The organism is Myxococcus sp. AS-1-15, assembly GCF_020037055.1.
GTDB classification, from domain to species: domain Bacteria; phylum Myxococcota; class Myxococcia; order Myxococcales; family Myxococcaceae; genus Myxococcus; species Myxococcus fulvus.
This window is the reverse complement of the sequence record NZ_JAIQDF010000006.1, coordinates 308665-327575: the sequence shown is the minus strand read 5'-3', so window position 1 is coordinate 327575 and position 18911 is coordinate 308665. Positions and strand designations below refer to the sequence as shown.

14 protein-coding genes are annotated in these 18911 nt (G+C 69.9%); 10 read left to right on the top strand and 4 right to left on the bottom strand.

Annotation, left to right across the window (positions count from 1 at the left end):
- Positions 1-50: 50 nt before the first annotated feature.
- The 9 genes from K8625_RS19215 (at position 51) to K8625_RS19175 (ending at position 13037) form a co-directional block, all read left to right on the top strand.
- Positions 51-1295, top strand: a complete 1245-nt coding sequence (locus K8625_RS19215) for a TolC family protein (protein ID WP_223783514.1) — start codon at positions 51-53, stop codon at positions 1293-1295.
- Positions 1292-1846 (top strand): hypothetical protein, encoded by a 555-nt coding sequence (locus K8625_RS19210; RefSeq protein WP_223783513.1) that lies wholly within the window; start codon positions 1292-1294, stop codon positions 1844-1846. Before K8625_RS19215 ends, K8625_RS19210 begins: the two co-directional genes overlap by 4 nt.
- An 8-nt stretch (positions 1847-1854) precedes the next feature.
- On the top strand, positions 1855-3009 hold the full coding sequence (locus tag K8625_RS19205) for an efflux RND transporter periplasmic adaptor subunit (protein WP_223783512.1): 1155 nt from the start codon (positions 1855-1857) through the stop codon (positions 3007-3009).
- Positions 3009-6182, top strand: a complete 3174-nt coding sequence (locus K8625_RS19200) for an efflux RND transporter permease subunit (protein WP_223783511.1) — start codon at positions 3009-3011, stop codon at positions 6180-6182. The genes K8625_RS19205 and K8625_RS19200 overlap by 1 nt, the downstream gene beginning before the upstream one ends.
- A gap of 36 nt (positions 6183-6218) precedes the next feature.
- The gene (locus K8625_RS19195) at positions 6219-7529 is read left to right on the top strand and encodes a cupredoxin domain-containing protein (protein ID WP_223783510.1); all 1311 of its coding nucleotides are present in this window, start codon (positions 6219-6221) and stop codon (positions 7527-7529) included.
- A gap of 23 nt (positions 7530-7552) precedes the next feature.
- The gene (locus K8625_RS19190) at positions 7553-8101 is read left to right on the top strand and encodes an RNA polymerase sigma factor (RefSeq protein ID WP_223783617.1); all 549 of its coding nucleotides are present in this window, start codon (positions 7553-7555) and stop codon (positions 8099-8101) included.
- Positions 8102-8304: 203 nt separating this feature from the next.
- On the top strand, positions 8305-9279 hold the full coding sequence (locus K8625_RS19185; RefSeq protein WP_223783509.1) for a GIY-YIG nuclease family protein: 975 nt from the start codon (positions 8305-8307) through the stop codon (positions 9277-9279).
- A gap of 96 nt (positions 9280-9375) precedes the next feature.
- Positions 9376-11868, top strand: coding sequence for a heavy metal translocating P-type ATPase (locus K8625_RS19180; protein WP_223783508.1), 2493 nt, complete (start codon positions 9376-9378; stop codon positions 11866-11868).
- A gap of 104 nt (positions 11869-11972) precedes the next feature.
- Positions 11973-13037: an aromatic ring-hydroxylating dioxygenase subunit alpha gene (locus tag K8625_RS19175; protein ID WP_223783507.1), complete on the top strand. Its 1065-nt coding sequence runs from the start codon at positions 11973-11975 to the stop codon at positions 13035-13037.
- Positions 13038-14716: 1679 nt separating this feature from the next.
- Here K8625_RS19175 and K8625_RS19170 read toward each other — a convergent pair.
- From K8625_RS19170 to K8625_RS19155, 4 genes are all read right to left on the bottom strand, one after another.
- The gene (locus K8625_RS19170; protein WP_223783506.1) at positions 14717-15874 is read right to left on the bottom strand and encodes an IS4 family transposase; all 1158 of its coding nucleotides are present in this window, start codon (positions 15872-15874) and stop codon (positions 14717-14719) included.
- 414 nt (positions 15875-16288) lie between these two features.
- Complete coding sequence (locus tag K8625_RS19165) at positions 16289-16978, bottom strand: YafY family protein (RefSeq protein WP_223783505.1); 690 nt, start codon at positions 16976-16978, stop codon at positions 16289-16291.
- Positions 16979-16990: 12 nt separating this feature from the next.
- Entirely contained in the window at positions 16991-17401 is a 411-nt protein-coding gene (locus K8625_RS19160) for a DUF1761 domain-containing protein (protein WP_223783504.1), read from the bottom strand.
- Positions 17402-17485: 84 nt separating this feature from the next.
- On the bottom strand, positions 17486-18343 hold the full coding sequence (locus K8625_RS19155; RefSeq protein ID WP_223783503.1) for a class I SAM-dependent methyltransferase: 858 nt from the start codon (positions 18341-18343) through the stop codon (positions 17486-17488).
- A 74-nt stretch (positions 18344-18417) separates the two neighbouring features.
- On the opposite strand from K8625_RS19155, the gene K8625_RS19150 reads away from it, so the two are divergent.
- The gene (locus K8625_RS19150; protein ID WP_223783502.1) at positions 18418-18888 is read left to right on the top strand and encodes a helix-turn-helix domain-containing protein; all 471 of its coding nucleotides are present in this window, start codon (positions 18418-18420) and stop codon (positions 18886-18888) included.
- The last annotated feature ends 23 nt before the right edge of the window (positions 18889-18911 follow it).

Genomic DNA, 18911 nt, shown 5'->3' with positions numbered 1-18911 from the left:
TGGAATCGCTGTGGGTCGGCGTGGGTACGGGGCTTGCGATGGAGCGGAGCATGTCGCTCGTGTCCGTCGCCTTGTCGCTCGTGCTGGCCGCCTCGCCCTCGGAGGCGTGGTCGCTGGAGCGCGTGGTGTCGGAGGCGCTGGCGCGCAGTCCGGAGGTCGCGGCCGCGCAAGCCGAGGAGCAGGGCGCCGAGGGCGTGCGCGCGACGGATGGACGCTGGCCCCGCGCGAACCCCTCCATCGAGCTGGCCCTGGTCACGGATGCGCTCACGGGGAACTCGGGTGAGCAGCGCACGGAGCTCGTGTTGAGTCAGTCCCTGGAGGTCGCCGGACAGTCGGGGCTGCGCGTGGAGCGCGCGAGCGCGGCCCTGGCCGCTGCCCGTGCACGACGTCACGCGGTGATGCTGAGTGCCTCTGTGGGCGCCGTGGAGTCGGCCGTGGAGCTGGAGCGTCGTGAGGCGCGCGCGACGCTGGCGCGTGAGTCGCTCGAGCTGACGCGTCAGATGGAGGCGGCCACGGTGCGTCGCTTCGCCGCGGGCGATGTGTCGGAGCTGGACCGCAACGCCGCTGCCTTGGAGCGCGCGCGTGCGGAGGCCCGCGCGGCGCAGGCGGTGGCGGAGGTGGTGGCGGCTCGGGCCGAGCTGAATCGTCGCCTGGGTCGCTCGATGGACGCGGCCTTGCGTGTCTCGCTCGTGGACACCGCGACCCAGCCGCTGCCCTCGTCGCTGGAGGGTGAGCCCCCGAGCCTGGTCGCGGCGCGCGCCGAGGTGGCCGCGGCGGGCTCGGAGGTGGACCTGCTGCGTCGGGAGCGCATCCCGAGTCCGACGGTGTCCCTCGGCTACGAGCGTGAGCGACGGCCGGAGTCCCACGGCGCCTTCTCGGATGTGCACACCGAGCACCTGCTCATCGCGCGGCTCTCGGTGCCGCTGCCGCTGTGGGACCGGAATCAGCCCGAGCTCACGCAGGCGCGGGCCCGACGCAAGGTGCGTGAATCGGAGCAGGTGGCGAGGGAGCGAGATGTGTCCGCGGAACAAGCCGTGGCGCGAGCGACGTTCGATGCGGCGCGCTCGGCGCATGAGTCACTGATGTCGGTGCGCCCCTCGGTGGACCGCAACCTGGAGCTGGTGCGTCGCGCGTACGAGGCCGGAGAGCTGGGGCTCGATGCCTTGTTCCTCGCGCGAGACAGGGCGTTCGCGGCGGCGGCGGAAGGTGTGGACGCGGCGGCCGCGCTCGTCCGGGCCCGTGTGGCCCTGCTGCGCTCGGTGGGGCGGCTCCCGACGGGACAGGTGCCGGAATGAGCACGTCGTCGAAGCATGCGGTGTGGATGTGCGCGCTCCTGGCGCTCCCCGCCCTGGCGCACGAGGGCGAGTCGCACGGTGGACCGGTCGTGTCCTCCGGGGTCCGTGATGCGCAGCACGTGCTCGCGGCGACAGGTGACGTGTTCGAGGTCGTGCTCAAGCATCCCGAGCACTCCGAGACGCCGAAGACCCAGGTCCGCATCTGGGTCGCCGAGACAGAGACGAACGCCCCGGTGAGCGGCGCGCAGGTGGAGCTCACGCTCACGGGCAGCACCGTGCAGAAGCTGCCCGCGCGAATGCTGTCGGCAGGCGCCTACGAGACAGAGGCCCTGCTCGAACCCGAGACGGAGTGGGCCGCCGTGGTCACGGTGACGCGCGGCAACGACGTCGACGTGCTGGCGCTCGGCACGGTGCATCTCGAGGACGACCACGACACGTCGGGCGCCACCGGAGCCACGGAAGGCTGGCGTTGGGGCGCGGTGGGCGGCGCATCGCTGCTGGCGGTCGTCGGGGCGTGGTGGACGTCCCGCCGCAAGAAGGTGCGGACATGAGGTCGGTGATGCGGTCCACGTTCTCGCTGTTCCTCTGTCTCTCCCTGAGCGGCTCCGTCGCCCTGGCGCACACGGGCGAGTCCCACGCCGCCGCCCAGCCCGTCGTCACCGGCCCGTCCTTCTCCGCCCCCAAGGAGACGCAGTTCCTCCTGGAGGTCCGCACGCGCCGCGCGGCGGTGCGCTCGGTGGAGTCCCGACTGGTGACGCCCGGGAAGGTGGTTCCTCGCACCGACCGCATCGCCCAGGTGTCCGCGCCCGTCGCGGGGCGGGTGCTCGCGGCGAACGGCGCCGTGCCGCTCGTCGGCCAGCGCGTGAAGCGCGGCGAGGTGCTGGCGCTGGTGCAGCAGAGCCTCTCCACCTCCGAGTCCACCGGCCTGTCGACGAGCCACTTCCAGGCGGAGGCCGAGGTCTCCCGCGCCCAGGCCGCGCTGGAGCAGGCTCGACGGGACCTCACGCGCCTCGAGTCCCTCCAGGGCGTGGTGGCGGAGAAGGAGGTCCAACAGGCACGGCTCGCGGTGAGCACCGCCGAGCAGGAGTGGAGCCGGGCGAAGTCCGCGCGCGAGGTCCTCGCGGGCGCACGCCAGGGGCAGGGCACCGCGCGCGTCTCACTGGTCGCGCCCATCGACGGCGTGCTCGTGGAGGCCCGAGCCTCCGTGGGTGAGCAGGTGGACCCGTCGCGTCCACTCTTCACCGTGCTGGACGCCTCCATCGTCTGGGTGGAGGCGCACGTCTACGAGGCCGAGGTCGCCCGGGCCGAGGGCACCACGGGTGCGCTCATCTCCACCGCGGCCTATCCCGGCCAGCACTTCCCCGCGAAGCCCTATCACGTGGGCCAGATGGTGGGCGAGGCGACGCGCAGCGTGCGCGTGCTCTTCGAGGTCGACAATCGCGAGGGCCGACTGCGCCCCGGCATGTTCGTGGACGTGGCGCTCGGAGAAGGTGGACGCAAGGACGAGCTCGCCGTGCCGACGGATGCAGTCGTGGAGGACGAGGGCCGCGCCTTCGTCTTCATCCACACCGGGCCGGAGACGTTCGAGCTGCGCCCCGTGGTGCTCGGCGGCACGGATGGCGCGTGGAGGGCGGTGCGCCAGGGCTTGAAGACAGGAGAGCGGGTGGTGGTCTCCGGCGTGGCGGCGCTGAGGCTGGCGCGAGGAGGCCGCTAGTGTTGGACCACGTCATCCTCTTCTCGCTGCGCCATCGCCTGTTCGTCGTGCTCGCGGCGGTGGCGGTGCTGCTCTATGGCGGCTGGGCCGTCACGCGGCTCCCCGTGGACGTGTTCCCCGACCTCAACCGTCCCACCGTCACGGTGATGACCGAGGCGGGCGGCCTGTCCCCCGAGGAGGTGGAGACCCTCGTCACCACGCCCATCGAGACGTCGATGAACGGCGCGCCCGGCGTGCAGCGGGTGCGCTCGTCCTCGGGCGTGGGCCTGTCCATCGTCCACGTGGAGTTCGACTGGGGCACGGACATCTACCTGGACCGGCAGCTCGTCTCCGAGCGGCTCCAGGTGGCGCGTGAGCGCCTGCCGCGCGACGTGGCGCCCCATCTGACGCCCGTGTCCTCCATCATGGGGGAGATCCTCCTGCTCGGCGTGCAGAGCGAGGAGGGGCGCACGTCGCCGCTGGAGCTGCGCTCGCTGGCGGACTGGGTGCTGCGCCAGCGCCTGCTCACGATTCCCGGCATCGCCCAGGTGACGGTGCTCGGCGGCGGCGTGAAGCAGTTCCAGGTCCGCGTGGCGCCCGAGAAGCTCCTGGCCTTCGGGCTCACCTTCGAGGACGTGGAGCGCGCGGCGGGGCTGTCCCAGGGCAACACCACGGGCGGCTTCGTGGACAAGGGCGGGCGCGAGTACCTGGTCCGCAACCTCGCGCGCAGCGCCTCCGTGGAGGACCTTCGCTCCACGGTGGTCGCGATGCGGGACGGTGTCCCGGTGCGCCTCTCCCAGGTCGCCGAGGTGGACGTGGGCCCGGCGGTGAAGCGCGGTGATGGCGGCATGAACGGTCGCCCCGCGGTCATCCTCGCGGTGCAGAAGCAGCCCGGCGCGAGCACCCTCGCGCTGACGGAGCAGGTGGACGTCGCGGTGAAGGAGCTGCGCTCCACGCTGCCCTCGGACGTGCGCGTGGAGACGCTCTTCCGTCAGGCGGACTTCATCCAGGCCGCCATCGGCAACGTGGTGGAGGCGCTGCGGGACGGCGCGCTGCTCGTGGTGGTGGTGCTGTTCCTCTTCCTCGTCAACCTGCGCACCACCGCCATCACCCTCACCGCGATTCCGCTCTCCTTCGTCATCACCGCGCTGGTGATGAAGGCGTTCGGTCTGTCCATCAACACCCTCACGCTCGGGGGCCTCGCGGTGGCCGTGGGCGAGCTGGTGGACGACGCCATCGTCGACGTGGAGAACGTCTACCGGCGCCTCCGGGAGAATCGGGCGAAGGAGCAGCCCGAGCCCGTGCTCCGCGTCATCTACCTCGCCTCCTCGGAGGTGCGTGGGTCCATCGTCTTCGCCACGCTCATCGTGGTGCTGGTGTTCCTGCCCCTGTTCGCGCTCGGTGGAATCGAGGGCCGCCTGTTCGCGCCGCTCGGCGTGGCCTACGTGGTGTCCATCCTCGCCTCCCTGCTCGTGTCCCTCACCGTGACGCCCGCGCTGTGTGCGTTCCTGCTCCCCAAGGGGCGCTTGCTGGAGCACGGCGATGGCGCCGTGGTGCGCTGGCTGAAGGCTCGGGCGCGGCATGTGCTCGACTTCTCGTTGGCCCACTCGAGCGCGGTGATGGTGGGGGCGACGGTGCTGGTGCTCGGCGCGGTGGCGGTGGTGCCGTTCCTCGGGCGCTCCTTCCTGCCGCCGTTCAACGAGGGCACCGCCACCGTCAACGTGCTGGCACCTCCGGGCACGTCGCTGGAGGAGTCCAATCGCTTCGGGCTGCTGGCCGAGCGGCTCATCGCCTCCGTCCCCGAGGTGAAGACCGTGGGGCGCCGCACCGGCCGCGCCGAGCAGGACGAGCACGCGGAGGGCGTGCACTACTCGGAGCTGGACGTGGACTTCAAGGAGGGCGGGCGTCCTCGGGACGTGGTGCTCGCGGACCTGCGCGAGCGGCTGTCCGTGCTGCCCGGCCTGTCCGTGTCCGTGGGACAGCCCATCTCGCATCGACTGGACCACCTGCTGTCCGGCATCCGCGCGCAGGTGGCGGTGAAGCTCTTCGGGCAGGACCTGGAGGCGCTGCGAGGCAAGGCGGAGGAGGTGCGCGCCGTCATGGCGCAGGTGCCCGGAGTGGTGGACCTCCAGGTGGAGCAGCAGACGCTGATTCCCCAGCTCCAGGTGCGCCTGAAGCGCGAGGAGGCGGCGCGGCTGGGCGTCCAGCCGGGCGCGATGGCGGAGCAGCTCGAGAAGGCCTTCAACGGCGTGGTGGTGGGGCAGGTGCTGGAAGGTCAGCGGACCTTCGACGTGCTGGTGCGCTACGAGGAGCGCGCGCGGGTGGACGCGGAGGCCTTCCGTCGGGCGCTGGTGGACACGCCGTCGGGCGCGCGGGTGCCCGTGGCCGCGGTGGCCGAGGTGGTGGAGTCGCGCGGCCCCAACGTCATCCACCACGACCACCTCCAGCGGCGCGTGGTGGTGATGGCCAACGTGGCGGGCAGGGACCTTGGCAGCGCGGTGGAGGAGGTCCGCGAGCGCGTGGCCGCGAGCGTGGTGCTGCCGACGGGGACGTTCCTCTCGTACGAGGGGCAGTTCGAGAGCCAAGAGGCCGCGACGCGGCTCATCGCGCTGCTGTCCCTGGTGTCGCTCGTGGGCATGTTCCTGGTGTTGTACGCGCACTTCCGCTCGGCGCGCCTCGTGGCGCAGGTGATGCTCAACATCCCGCTCGCGCTGGTGGGCAGCGTGACGGCGGTGGTGCTCACCGGGCAGCCGTTGTCGGTGGCGACGCTCGTGGGCTTCGTCACGCTGTGCGGCATCGCCAGCCGGAACACCATCATGCTCATCTCGCACTACCTCCACCTGGTGGAGCACGAGGGCGCGGTGTTCGGCCGGGAGATGGTGGTGCGCGGCTCGCTGGAGCGACTGGTGCCCGTGCTGATGACGGCGCTCACGGCGGGGCTGGCGCTGGTGCCGCTGGCACTCGCCTCGGGCGCTCCCGGCAAGGAGATATTGCACCCGGTGGCCACCGTGATTCTGGGCGGGCTCATCAGCTCCACGCTGCTGGACCTGCTCGTCACGCCGGCCGTGTTCCACCGCTTCGGGCGTCCCGCGCTGGAGCGCTACCTGGCGCGCAAGGCGGCGGCGCGGACCGAGGATGACCTGACGCTCCCGGGGCCCCGGCCCGAGGGAGAGCGACTCGCGGGCTCGTATTGAGGCCCTCGCGGGCCCGCATTGGGATTGAGGAGAGAGATGAGACACGGATTCATCGCGGTGGTGGTGGCGGCGGGGATGGTGGCCGCATGCAGCAAGAAGGAGTCACCGGCGCCCGCGCCCGTCGCCGCCGCCGCGCGCTCGCATGTCGAGGAAGCGCCGCATGTGCACGCCGCGCCCCACGGTGGGCTGGTGGAGTCGACGCCTCGGGGGCATCTGGAGTTGGTGACGACGCGGGCCGGCGGTTATCGCGTGTACCTGCTCGATGCGTCGCTCGCGCCGCGTCCGGTGGACGGGGCCACGGGCTCGGTGAAGGTGGCCAAGGGCGGCTATCCGGACGTCACGCTGACGCCCGCGGGAGACCACCTGGCGGGACAGGGACCCGAGCACGGCGATGACCACCTGGCCATGGTGGTGACGGTGGTGAAGGACGGGAAGCCGGAGGTCGCTCGCTTCGCCGCGCACCTGGAGGCGAACGGACACGGCAACGGGCTCGTGGGGACGCTGCGCGTGGCGCCCTGTCCCGCGACCCCTCCGGAGGGCCTGAGCGCCGCGGACTGCGCGAAGCAGGGCGGCGTGTACTCGCTGGTCCGGGACGGTGGCGCCACCACGCTGGTGCTCGCGGCGCCGGGACAGGACGCGAAGGGCCTGCTGAGCACCCGCGTGGGGCAGCGCGTGCATGTGAAGGGCACGGAGGCCGAGGGGCGCGTGGTGGCCGAGGCGGTGGCGTTGGAGCACGACCACACGCCCTTCCATGGTGGCGTCGTGGCGATGAGCGGCGACACGCATCTGGAGGTGCTGTCCCTGCGCTCCGGCGAGGTGCGGGTCTGGGTGACGGATGCCTTCCGGCAGCCGCTGCCGCTCGCGGGGCGCAAGGGCGTGGTGGAGGTGACGGGCGCCTCCGCGCCGCTGGTGCCCGAGGCGGGCGGCGCGTACCTGAGCGGCACGTTGCCTGCCTCGGACGTGGAGCGGGAGGTGACGGTGCGCCTGCCGATGCCCGAGGACGCGGAGTACTTCATCGGCTTCCTGCTGACGCCCACGGACGCGCCGAAGTCCGCCGCGAAGCCCGAGGCGACGGGCGGCGAGGCGGTGCAGGAGGTGACGATTACAGTTCAGGGCGGCTATCAGCCGAGCGAGGTGACGCTGAAGCAGGGGGTGCCCGCGCGGCTGCGCTTCGTGCGCAAGGACTCGGGGGGCTGTGGCGACGAGTTGCTCATCCCCGACTTCGGCATCCAGCGCCCGCTGCCTGGCCTGACGGAGACCGTGGTGTCCTTCGTGCCGGACAAGGTCGGCACGTTCGAGTTCACCTGCGGCATGCAGATGATGAAGGGCCAGCTGGTGGTCAAGTGAGCGCGTCCGAGAACACCGAGGCGATGCGCGAGGAGGGCGACGCGGTGACGCGGGCGCTGGTGGAGAACCATCGCCAGTTCCTCGCCTTCGTGGAGCGGCGCGTGGGCAACCGCGCGACGGCGGAGGAGATCCTCCAGTCCGCCTTCGTGAAGTCGCTGGAGAGCCAGAGTGTCCTCGACGACGAGGAGGGCGCGGTGACGTGGTTCTACCGGCTGCTGCGCAACGCGCTGGTGGACCACTACCGCCGTCAGCAGGTGGAGGGCCGTGCGCTGGCGCGCGAGGCGCTCGGAGCCGAGGAGCCCTCCGAGGACCCCGAGCTCAGGCAGGCCGTCTGCGCGTGCGTGGGCGAGCTGTTGCCCACCCTCAAGCCCGAGTACGCCCAGATGGTCCGCGAGGTGGACCTGGAGGAGCGCTCCGTGCTGGACGTGGCGTGGGAGGCGGGCATCACCCCCAACAACGCGGGCGTGCGCCTGCACCGCGCGCGGCAGGCCCTCAAGAAGCAGCTGGAGCGCAGCTGCGGCACCTGTGCGTCCCACGGCTGCCTGGACTGCTCGTGCAAGGCGCGCTCCTGAGCAGGCGGCGAGCGGGGCGCTCGGGTCCGGCGAGAAAGCCCTTGCCGAAGTCCCGGGCGCGCCGTTAACTCTTCCGCAGGTGCCGAGGGGCGCCTGCCCGAAAAGACGACGTCACCCTCGCTTCATCCGGCAGGTCCGACAGTTTCCGATGAGTTCCTTCCACGGCCCATGACACGGGTGGGGCCGCCGTTCAGGGACTTCTCATGGGAACCGTTGCAGACACCTCCGAGCCCCCCTCCCTCCAAGAGTGCAAGGTCCGCGCGTCGCTCCTGCTCAAGGCGCTCGCCGCGGGCGACTCCGCGAAGGCCTCGCGCGCGGCGGAGCGGCTGCGCGTGCTGCCCGGCTTCGCCAGCCTGTCGCTGGGCGAGGTGCTCGCGCGCCGTGACTCCATCCAGCGCAAGCACGCGCTCGCCGTCATCGCGAGGGAGCAGGGGCACGCCACCTGGAGCGACTTGAAGCAGGCGCTGGAGGCGCGCGATGCGCCCCGGGTCGACTTCGAGCGGCTGCTCTCCCGCACCGGCGGCACGTACCTCAATCGCTGGTTCACCTCCTACGAGGAGGCCGCCGCGTCGCTGCGCGAGTTCGGGGGCTACCTCTTCCCGTTCCGTGAGCAGTTCTTCATCTGCGAGCCCGGCCTGCTGGGCCTGCTCGGTCTGGACCCCGCGGACCCTGACTGGGCGAAGGCTGGTCCAGATTGGCTCGCGCCTCGCGATGCCCAGGCCCACGCGCGGCTCGAGCAGCGCCTGCTCCAACGCTGCCGCGAAATCCCCACCCACCCCACGAGGAAGTCGCCCATGTCGTCCCCTGATGCCAACGCAAGCCGGGCCCGTCGCTCGGACCTCAAGCGCGAGTACAAGGAGAACCCTCCCGAGATGGGCGTGTTCGCCGTGCGCAACCACGCCAACGGCAAGGTGCTGGTGGGCTCGGCGCTCAACGTCCCGGGCATGCTCAACCGCATCCGCTTCGAGCTGACCATGAACATGCCCCGCATCCCCGCGCTGCTCGAGGACTGGAAGCGCCACGGCGCGGAGCAGTTCACCTTCGAGGTGCTCGACGTGCTCGAGCCGCCCAAGGAGCCCGGCGTGGACCTCAACGAGGAGCTGCGCGTGCTGGAGAACCTGTGGCTCGACCGCCTGAAGCCCTACGGCGACGCGGGCTACAACGCGCCACCCAAGTAGGCGGGCACGCCGCCGGTGCGGGTGCGCACCCTTACGGAAAATCGACTGTAAGAGTCCGCCGGGTGTCTCGTTGACCCGGGGGAAAGGAGACGCACCATGCATCGCCACTCCCACCCGGGCTCCCACTCCCACCCGCACCCCTCGGCTCCCCCTCCTCCGAGCGAGGGGGCGCACGCCATCGACCCGGTCTGCGGGATGAAGGTGGACCCGAGCGCCCCCAAGGGCGGCAGCCTGGAGCACGAGGGGCGGACCTTCCACTTCTGCAACCCGAAGTGCCGTGAGCGCTTCGCCGCGGACCCGGCGCGCTACCTCGCGCCGCCCCCGGAGTCGCCCGAGCCGCCGCCTCCCGCCGCGCCGGGGACGATGTACGTGTGCCCCATGGACCCGGAGGTGCGTCAGGACCATCCCGGGGCCTGCCCGAAGTGCGGCATGGCGCTGGAGCCGGAGACGCTCTCGGTCCCCGAGACGCGCGTCGAGTACGTGTGCCCCATGCACCCGGAGGTGGTGCGCGAGGGGCCGGGGAGCTGCCCCATTTGCGGCATGGCGCTGGAGCCGCGCACGGTGCTGCCCGAGGACACGCCGGACCCGGAGCTGACGTCCATGTGGCGGCGCTTCCGGGTGGGCATGGGGCTCACGGTGCCGCTCCTGGTGCTGGCGATGTCGGACATGATTCCGGGGCAGCCCGTGCAGCACGCGGTGCCCGCGTCGGTGCTGGCCTGGGCGCAGCTGCTGCTGGCGACGCCCGTGGTGCTGTGGGGCGGCTGGCCCTTCTTCCAGCGCGGCTGGGCGTCGGTGAAGAACCGGCACCTCAACATGTTCACGCTCATCGCCCTGGGCACGGGCGCGGCGTACGTCTTCAGCGTCTTCGCCACGCTCTTCCCGGACCTGCTGCCCCACGGGCTGCGCACCGGACACGGAGGCACCGCGCCGCTGTACTTCGAGGCCGCCGCCGTCATCGTCACCCTGGTGGCGCTGGGGCAGGTGCTGGAGCTGCGGGCGCGGCACGCGACGTCCGGGGCGCTGCGCTCGCTGTTGAGCCTGGCGCCCCCGGTGGCGCGGCGGATTCGCGAGGACGGGCACGAGGAGGATGTGCCGCTCGCGCACGTGCACCCCGGTGACCGCCTGCGGGTGCGGCCCGGTGAGAAGGTGCCGGTGGACGGCGAGGTGCTGGAGGGCGCGAGCGCCGTGGACGAGTCGATGGTGACGGGCGAGTCCTTGCCGGTGGAGAAATCGCGCGGGGAGAAGGTGACGGGCGGCACGGTGAATGGGACGGGCTCGCTGGTGATGAAGGCCGAGCGCGTGGGCAAGGACACGCTGCTGTCGCGCATCGTCCAGCGGGTGAGCGAGGCGCAGCGCACGCGCGCGCCCATCCAGCGGCTGGCGGACAAGGTGGCAGCGGTCTTCGTGCCGGTGGTCATCGCGGTGGCGGTGGTGACGGCGGTGGTGTGGGGAGTGTGGGGGCCGGAGCCTCGGCTGGCGCACGCGCTGGTGAACGCGGTGGCGGTGCTCATCATCGCGTGCCCGTGCGCGCTGGGCCTGGCCACGCCCATGTCCATCATGGTGGGGACGGGGCGGGGCGCGCAGGCGGGTGTCCTCATCCGCGACGCGGCGGCGCTGGAGCGGCTGGAGGCGGTGGACACGCTGGTGGTGGACAAGACGGGCACGCTCACCGAGGGCAAGCCGAGGCTGGTGTCGGTGGTGGCCTCGGAGGGCATCGACGAGGCGACGCTGCTGCGGCTGGCCGCGAGCCTGGAGCGGGGCAGCGAGCATCCGTTGGCGGAGGCGATTGTCTCCGGCGCGAAGGAGCGCGGGGCGGTGCTGACGGCGGTGGAGGACTTCCGCTCGGAGACGGGCAAGGGCGTGGTGGGGCGGGTGGACGGCGTGGAGGTGGCGCTGGGCAACGCCGCGCTGATGTCGGCGCGCGGCGTGGAGGCCACGGCGCTGACGGCGCGGGCCGAGTCGCTGCGTCAGGAGGGGCAGACGGTGGTGCTGGTGGCGGTGTCGGGCCGCGCGGCGGGGCTCCTGGGCGTCGAGGACCCGGTGAAGGAGTCGACGCCGGAGGCGCTGTCGCTGCTACGCCAGGAGGGGCTGCGCGTGGTGATGCTGACGGGGGACAGCCGGACCACGGCGGAGGCGGTGGCGCGCAGGCTGGGCATCTCCGAGGTCATCGCGGGGGTGTTGCCGGAGGGGAAGGGGGACGTGGTGAAGCGGCTGCAGCAGGAGGGCCGCGTGGTGGCGATGGCGGGGGATGGGGTCAACGACGCGCCGGCGCTGGCGCAGGCGGATGTGGGCATCGCGATGGGGACGGGGACGGACATCGCGATGGAGAGCGCGGGTGTCACCCTGGTGAAGGGGGACCTGAGGGGTATCGTCCGGGCGCGGCGGCTGAGTCAGGGGGCCTTGCGCAACATCCGGCAGAACCTCTTCTTCGCCTTCATCTACAACCTCCTGGGCGTCCCCCTGGCGGCGGGGGTGCTGTACCCCTTCTTCGGCCTGCTCCTGAGCCCCATCTTCGCCAGCGCGGCGATGAGCCTGTCCTCGGTGTCGGTCATCGCCAACGCGCTGAGGCTGCGGCGGCTGAAGCTGTAGGTCCGGGGAGCGCCGGGGGAGGGTGACTGCTCGCCCCCCGACGGGCGGCGCGGGCCTGCGAGGGAAGACGTGCACCGGCCGTGCGGGCCATTAGACTGCGTCGTATGAGCCCGCCCGCCGGTCACGTCTCCGTCGTCAACCTGCCGAATGCGTGGTTCATCCTCTGTTCCTCGCGTGAGCTGAAGGACAAGCCGCTGGCGCGCACGCTCCAGGGCACGCCGCTGGTGCTCTTCCGGGGTGAGGGCGGCACGCCTGGCGCGCTGGTGGACCGCTGCCCGCACCGCAACGTCCCGCTGTCGCTGGGGCGCGTGAAGGGCGGACAGCTCCAGTGCGGCTACCACGGCTGGAAGTTCGACACGGGTGGGCAGTGCCGCGCCATCCCGGGGTTCATGGGCGAGCCGGAGGCCCGCTCGCGCTGCGCGACGTCGTATGCGACGCGGGAGCAGGATGGGTTCATCTGGGTGTACTCGACGCCCGGCGCGGTGCCCACGACGGAGCCGTTCCGCTTCCCGCTGCTGGAGGCGGGGGACTACACCACGGTGCGCCGCATCCTGCGCGCGCCGGGCTCGCTGCACGCGACGCTGGAGAACACGCTCGACGTGCCGCACACGGCGTACCTGCACGGGGGCTTGTTCCGCACGGAGGAGAAGCGCAACGAGATTGACGTGGTGGTGCGGCGCAGCGCGGACCGGGTGGAGGCGGAGTACATCGGCGAGCCGCGTCCCAGCGGCGTCGTGGGGAGGCTCCTGGCTCCGGGCGGTGGCGTGGTGCAGCACTTCGACCGCTTCCTGATGCCGTCGATCGCGCAGGTGGAGTACCGCATCGGCGAGGGGAGCCACATCATCGTGACCTCGGCGATGACGCCCGTGTCGGAGTGGGACACGATGGTGTACGCGGTGGTGACGTTCCGGCTGCCGCTGCCGCGCTGGCTCCTGCGCGCCGTGCTGCCCGTGGCCATGCCGGTGGCGCTCCACATCTTCAACCAGGACGTGCGCATCCTGAAGACGCAGACGGAGACCATCCGGCGCTTCGGCACGGAGACGTATGCGTCCACGGAGATTGATGTGCTCGGCCCCGGAATCCTCCGCCTGCTGCGCGCCGCCGAGCAGGGCAAGACTGGCGCCGTGGGCGATGCCGTGCACGAGACGCGGCTGAAGATGCGGACGTGAGTCCCCACACCACCACTATGTTCAGGTGGTGGGTGAGGTCATTGGTGTCCACACCGCAAGGTCAATCGCAGGTGTCCTGTCGGGGGCGACCTAGCGTTTTCTCGGGGAGGAGCTTCTCGGTGACGGGAGAGGTGACTTCCCTCTTGCTGGTGTTTCCGCCCGCCAGTGTGCCTAGCAGCTTCATGCAATGGAGTTGGTAGGGGGGCTCCCTGACGGCATCAGGATTGCCCGCGTGCCGGAAGTCCCGCTGATAAGCGCGGTTGGACTTCCGGTAGTACTCCACTGCATCCCGGAGTTGCCCAGCCTGTTCCGAGAGCTGGCCGCGTGCACCCCAGCACATGGCGCTCGCGGTCGCGGCATTCTTGCCCAGGAACTCATCCAGAACGATGGCTGCACGCTGCGGGTTTCCCCTCGCCACCTGATAGTCTGCTTGGGCTCGCACGGCATCGCATGCCAGCGAGGCGGTCAGCTCAGCCGGTGCCGCTTGCACGGTGAGCTGGGCGCTATAGGGAACCGTTACCCTCCAGCCTTCCCCTCCACCCTCCACGCTTTGCGGAGCCAGCTCAGCCTCGAGTTGATAGACCCCGGGTTGCAGCCTTGCTGTTTCTTCTGGAGCGAGTACGAAGTGAACTGTCTGTCTGCGGGTTGGAGTCGCTCGACGGCTCACGACCAGTCGCTCGGAAGAATTCGTCGTGGGATTGAACGGCCAGTTCAGTAGCGGAGGGCGGGGCTTGCCTCGGAGGTTCCCCCTCGGTCGCAGCCATGCATCCAGGTGGAGATGTTGGTGCCAGCCCGGTGCGAGCACGGTGTCCCTCGAGCCGTCGGCATCACCGCGCTCCGCATGGACGATCTCCACGTCCACTACGAGTGGCCACCCTGGGACCAGGGTGGCTGGGCGGGGTGTCACGTAGAGTCGTGGCTGTTCGGGATGTGCTTGTGCCGAGAGTTGGGCGGCAGCCAAGCCCCCTTTGAGGCATATCAATACCCCCAAAGGATAAACTAAGCGCTTCATCATGGCGCACCCTCTAAGGATGATAAAAGTCATTGACGCATGTCCGATGTACGCAGTTGCCGCGGCCAGCCGCAGCGTTTCCATGGCGGGATGGTTGAGGGCTGCCATTTGGATAGGTCCGGTTCGAGTTGAAGGTTTTCCCTACTCCATCTAAGCATAGGGACACTCCGAAAGGCTCGGGAGGATTGATGAAGTAGCGTGCGCCTGGCTCCGTCGCGTACTTAATAGCATTTGCGACTGGGTAGCGCATGAAGCATGTTTCGTCGCCGCTGAATAGTCCATGTAGTTGCGTGGAAAGGGTGACACTGGTGGACATGGTTGACGAAATCACCTGCCCCGTCGCTTCCAGTTTTAGGATAATGGGCACTCCTGGTGGCGTTTGATTCACGAATTCAAGGAATGAGCCATTGGGTTGAAGCGCCCAGTGCGCATCCTGAATTCCTCCTTCCCCATGATGCGGGATATTCACTGAATGCCCTAGTTCGTGCGCGACAGTCCATACGAGCTTGTCTCCAGTAGCCAAGTGCGAGAGTTCGATCTGGGAGATTTTCTTCGGGGTGTTGGGGCCACCGTAGGTTTGTGAAACCGGGTTTTGTGTATTGGTTGCGAGTCGCATTACAACAGCATGCTGCTTTTCTCTGTGTCGACGCCCCTCTGAGCCATCCCCTCATATGAAGCCAAGCGCTTCTTGGAAAACCCGCTGGCCGTGAAGGAGCTCGGAGAGGCGCTCGACGAGAGGCCGCAGGCGCTCCTCCTTCATCATGGGAATGGCCTGGTAATACATGCAGCCCTGACGGAAGAGCGAGTAGGTGCGCGTCTTGACGGTGTTGGCCTTCAAGCCCTTTTCCATGCCGAGGCTCTCCCCGGCGGCGCCCAGCAGCGTCAGCAGCACCTGGGCCAGGGCGCTCACCAGCAGCAGCCTGTCTCGGCGCTCGGGGCTCTTCACCCGCACGGCGGACAGCCCCATCCCGAATCTCAAATCCTTGACGTCCCGGAACGTCTCCTCGCACGAGAAGCGCCGCGAGTAGAGGTCCACCACCTGGCGCGCGCTGGCCGTGCCCAGGCTGGTGGCCAGACACCACGGCTCCTTCATGCCCTTCTGGTGCACCAGCACCACCGCGGGCACCGACGTGCGGTCCGCCGTCACGTGCACCTGCGTCAGCTTCTTGGCGTGCCCACTGGCCGGTATCCACTCAGCCGCCGGCCGCTGGTGCCCGCCTTCCACCTGCACCCGCACGTCCTTGCGAAAGCGCACCACGTATTCGAAGCCCGCCTGCTCCAGCAGGGCGTACAGCCGCTGGTCCGCGAAGCCCCGGTCCGCCAGCACCGTCACCTTCACTCCGTCGGGCACGCACTCCTTCAACCGCAGCAGCAGCTCGTCCTCCGCCTGGGCCCGGTTGCCCGCCAGCGCGCTCTTCTGCAGCGTCATCCACAGCAGGGGCGTGGTGCGTCCATGCGAGGTGACAAGGCTGGCCACCAGCGTGGTGTGGTCGTCGGCCTCGAAGTCCGTCCAGTCCAGCGCCACCAGCGCCTCGGGGCGTTCGGCCAGCACGTACGGCACCCACGCGCCCGCCAGCTTCCACACCTCGACTCCCTCATTGGACAGCAGCCGGTCCACCTGCTTGATGCCGTGCTTCTCCATTCCGCCTCGGGCCCACGCCAGCGCCTGACCTATGGCGTGCACCGACAACGACGCGGCGTGCACCACGCCCAGCGTCGCATGCGACAGCGACAGCACCCTCTTGGCGTGCAGGTCCTCCTCGAACAAACTCTCCAGGAACGCCCGCACCTGCTCTTCGTTGATGGCCACCTTGCGTACCAGCATGGCCTCTCTTCCTGCACTCCACCACTCAGCCTCGCACGGGGCTATCAGGTAGGCGGCTGGCGATCCGCTCGCTCAAATGCGGGGATCGCTCAGGGTTGCAGCCTGAGCCGGAGCACGAGGCGGCTCAAGGCTGCCCGGAGGGCGCCGCCGCTAAGTAGATCGCCAAATGTTCCTGAGCGAATCCGAGGCGGAGCGGGAACGGGCAAGGTCCCTGCATTTGTCTCGGAACTTGTGGCGACCTACTTAGGCAGCCGGAGGGCCTTGCACGGACTCAGGATTCCGGCGTCCATCCTCCATCCGGCTCACCCGTCCATCAACAAGGCGGTGCGGCGCTGCTCATTGAGCGATGACGGCGCTCTCTTTCCGGGGCCAGGGCAGCCGGCGTGATGCGCTCTCGGAGTCGTGGGGATTGCTCTACTTCGCGAGCTTCAGCTGGGCCTCCCAGCGTCTGCGCAAGGTCGCGCGTCGCTCGGGGTAGGGTGTGTCGAGGAAGTCCACGCTGAGCAGGCGCTCGGTCCTGAAGTAGCGGAAGTCGCGCCTCAGTTCACACCATGCAATCAATACGCGGACGCCCGTCACGTAGCCCACGAGGATGGGCCACACCGTGCGCTGGCTCGTGAGGCCCTCCGCATCGGCGTAGTGGAGATGGAGCTTCAGCTGCTTCCGTGACCACTCCCGCAGCCGACCCAGGTCGACCGTGCCGTCCGGGTGCTTGTGCCTCGCCGGTGGAGTGCCCACCACCGGGTCGTCGACCAGCTCGCGCAGGTGCTCCGGGACGATGGCGGCGACCTTGGCCAGAACGCCTTCCGCCGCCGTCGACAACGTCTTGTCCGCGTTGGCCGCCACCCACTGCGCTCCGAGTACCACCGCCTCGATTTCGCTGGGTGTCAGCATCAACGGCGGCAGGTCGAAGCCGCGCTCCAGCACGTAGCCGACCCCCGCTTCGCCCCGAATCGGCACCCGGCGCGCCATCAACGCCGCGAGGTCCCGGTACACGGTGCGCTGACTGGTCTCGAGCTTCTCGGCGATGGCGCTGGCCGTCAGTGGACCCTTGGCCCGTCGCAACACCTGAAGAATCTCGAACAGCCGGTCCGCGCGTCGCATGCGTCCTCTGCGCTATGCCATCGCGGTGAGGATAGCGCAGCTCACGAGGTTGCTGACCAGGAAGTAGGGCGCGTTGATGACCCCGTACAACAGCGGCCTGGGCATGTTCGGGTTGATGGCCACGTTGAACACCGTGGCGACGAGATAACCGAGTCCGCTGATGACGCCGAACGCGAGCGCGTTCGACATCGTGTCGATGTGGAACGAGCGCAGCAGGACCGCGCTCGTCATCGTCACCACGAGTCCGCAGAGCAGGGGACCCGCGATGAAGAGGGGCTCCGGCTTGCGGCCCGCCAGGTCGGTGCGCGCGAGCGCCAGCGCATATGGCTTCGGGATGACCCCCATGTACCACGCGGCGCCGAGCACCTGCAGCGCCACCGTCGAGAGGAGAACCGCGAGCCAGTTGATTGAAAGCGTGAACATCGTGTGCGTCCCGGTTGAGGTGAGACGCACGGAGTACCGCCACCCTGTTGCCACCGTGGTGGCAGCAGTGAATGGGACACCGTCCTACGTGGCGACGGACGGAGCGCGGGCCTCGATGCGCCAGCAGGCCGCCGTGAGCCGCACCTCGTCGCCGTGGACGAAGGGGCTGAAGGCCGTGAGGAGGGTGTCGACGAGCCGGGCGCGTGCCTGTTCATCGAGCTCCTGAATCACCCGACCCACGGGGCCGAGCCGGGTGACGTACTGAGCCAGGCTCCGCGCGGGCATGGTGCACGGAACGTCGATGGCGCGCAGGGTGATGTCCGTCCAGCCGCTCTGCTCCAGGATGCGCTGGACGCGGTCCGGGTCCGCGAAGGCGAACTGTCCCGGTGCGTCCGGGATGCGGGGAGGGATGTTCGTCAGGTAGGGCGCCGCGGCCTTCTCCGCGGTCGTCATGAACGGGTTCTCCTCCGGGCTCCTCCAGGCGATGCAACACAGCCGGGCGTCACCGGTGGCCGCGCGTCGGAGGTTCGTGAAGGCCCGGACCGGGTCGTCGAAGAACATGACGCCGAACCGGGACATCACCAGGTCGAACGACGCGGGCTCGAAGGCATGGGTCTCCGCGTTCGCTTCGATGAAGCGGGCGGCCACGTGCTGTGCCTCGGCTTGTTCCCGCGCCACGGCGAGCATCGGCGTGGAGACGTCGAGTCCGACACACTGTCCCGTCGTGCCGAGATGCCGGGCGACGGCGAGCGTCGTGCTCCCCGTTCCGCAGCCCACGTCGAGCACCCGGTGGGCGCCCGCGGCCCGCACGGCTTCGATGAGCAGGGTCTCGAAGGGCTTGAACAACTGCTCGAGCACCTCCCGGGTGTCCACCCAGGCGTGTCCCGCGGGGCCCTTCCATAGGGCCTCCTGCTCCAGGGGGGATGAGGTTCCGGCGGTCATCGCGTGTCTCCTTTACCGATGAGATGTGCTGTGGACGCTAGAGTGCCAGTTCAAGTCGACTTGAGGTCAAGTGGATGAAAGACCTGGACATCACCGAGGTGGCGCGTCGCTCGGGCGTACCCGCCTCGACGCTGCGCTTCTACGAGGAGAAGGGGCTGCTCGCCTCGACGGGCAGACGGGGCCTGCGCCGCCTGTTCGGTCCGGAGGTGCTGGAGCGGCTCGCGCTCATCGCGCTGGGACGGGAGGCAGGGTTCTCGCTGGAGGAGATTGCCCGGATGTTCGCGCCGGATGGGCGCCTGGCCATCGACCGGAAGCTGCTGGTGGAGAAGGCGGAGGAGCTCGACAGCTCCATCCGGCGACTGAGCGCCATGCGCGACGGCTTGAGGCACGCCGCGAGCTGTCCCGCGCCGAGCCACCTGGAGTGTCCCCGCTTCCGCCGACTGCTGTCGGCCGCCGTGTCCTCCCGCCGCGGGAGCGCCGCGCCGAAGGGCCGGGAACGAGCGCCGCGGAAACGGACGCCTCCCAGGCGTCGTCCGAGACTGTGAAGCACTCCAGGCCACCGCCCTCC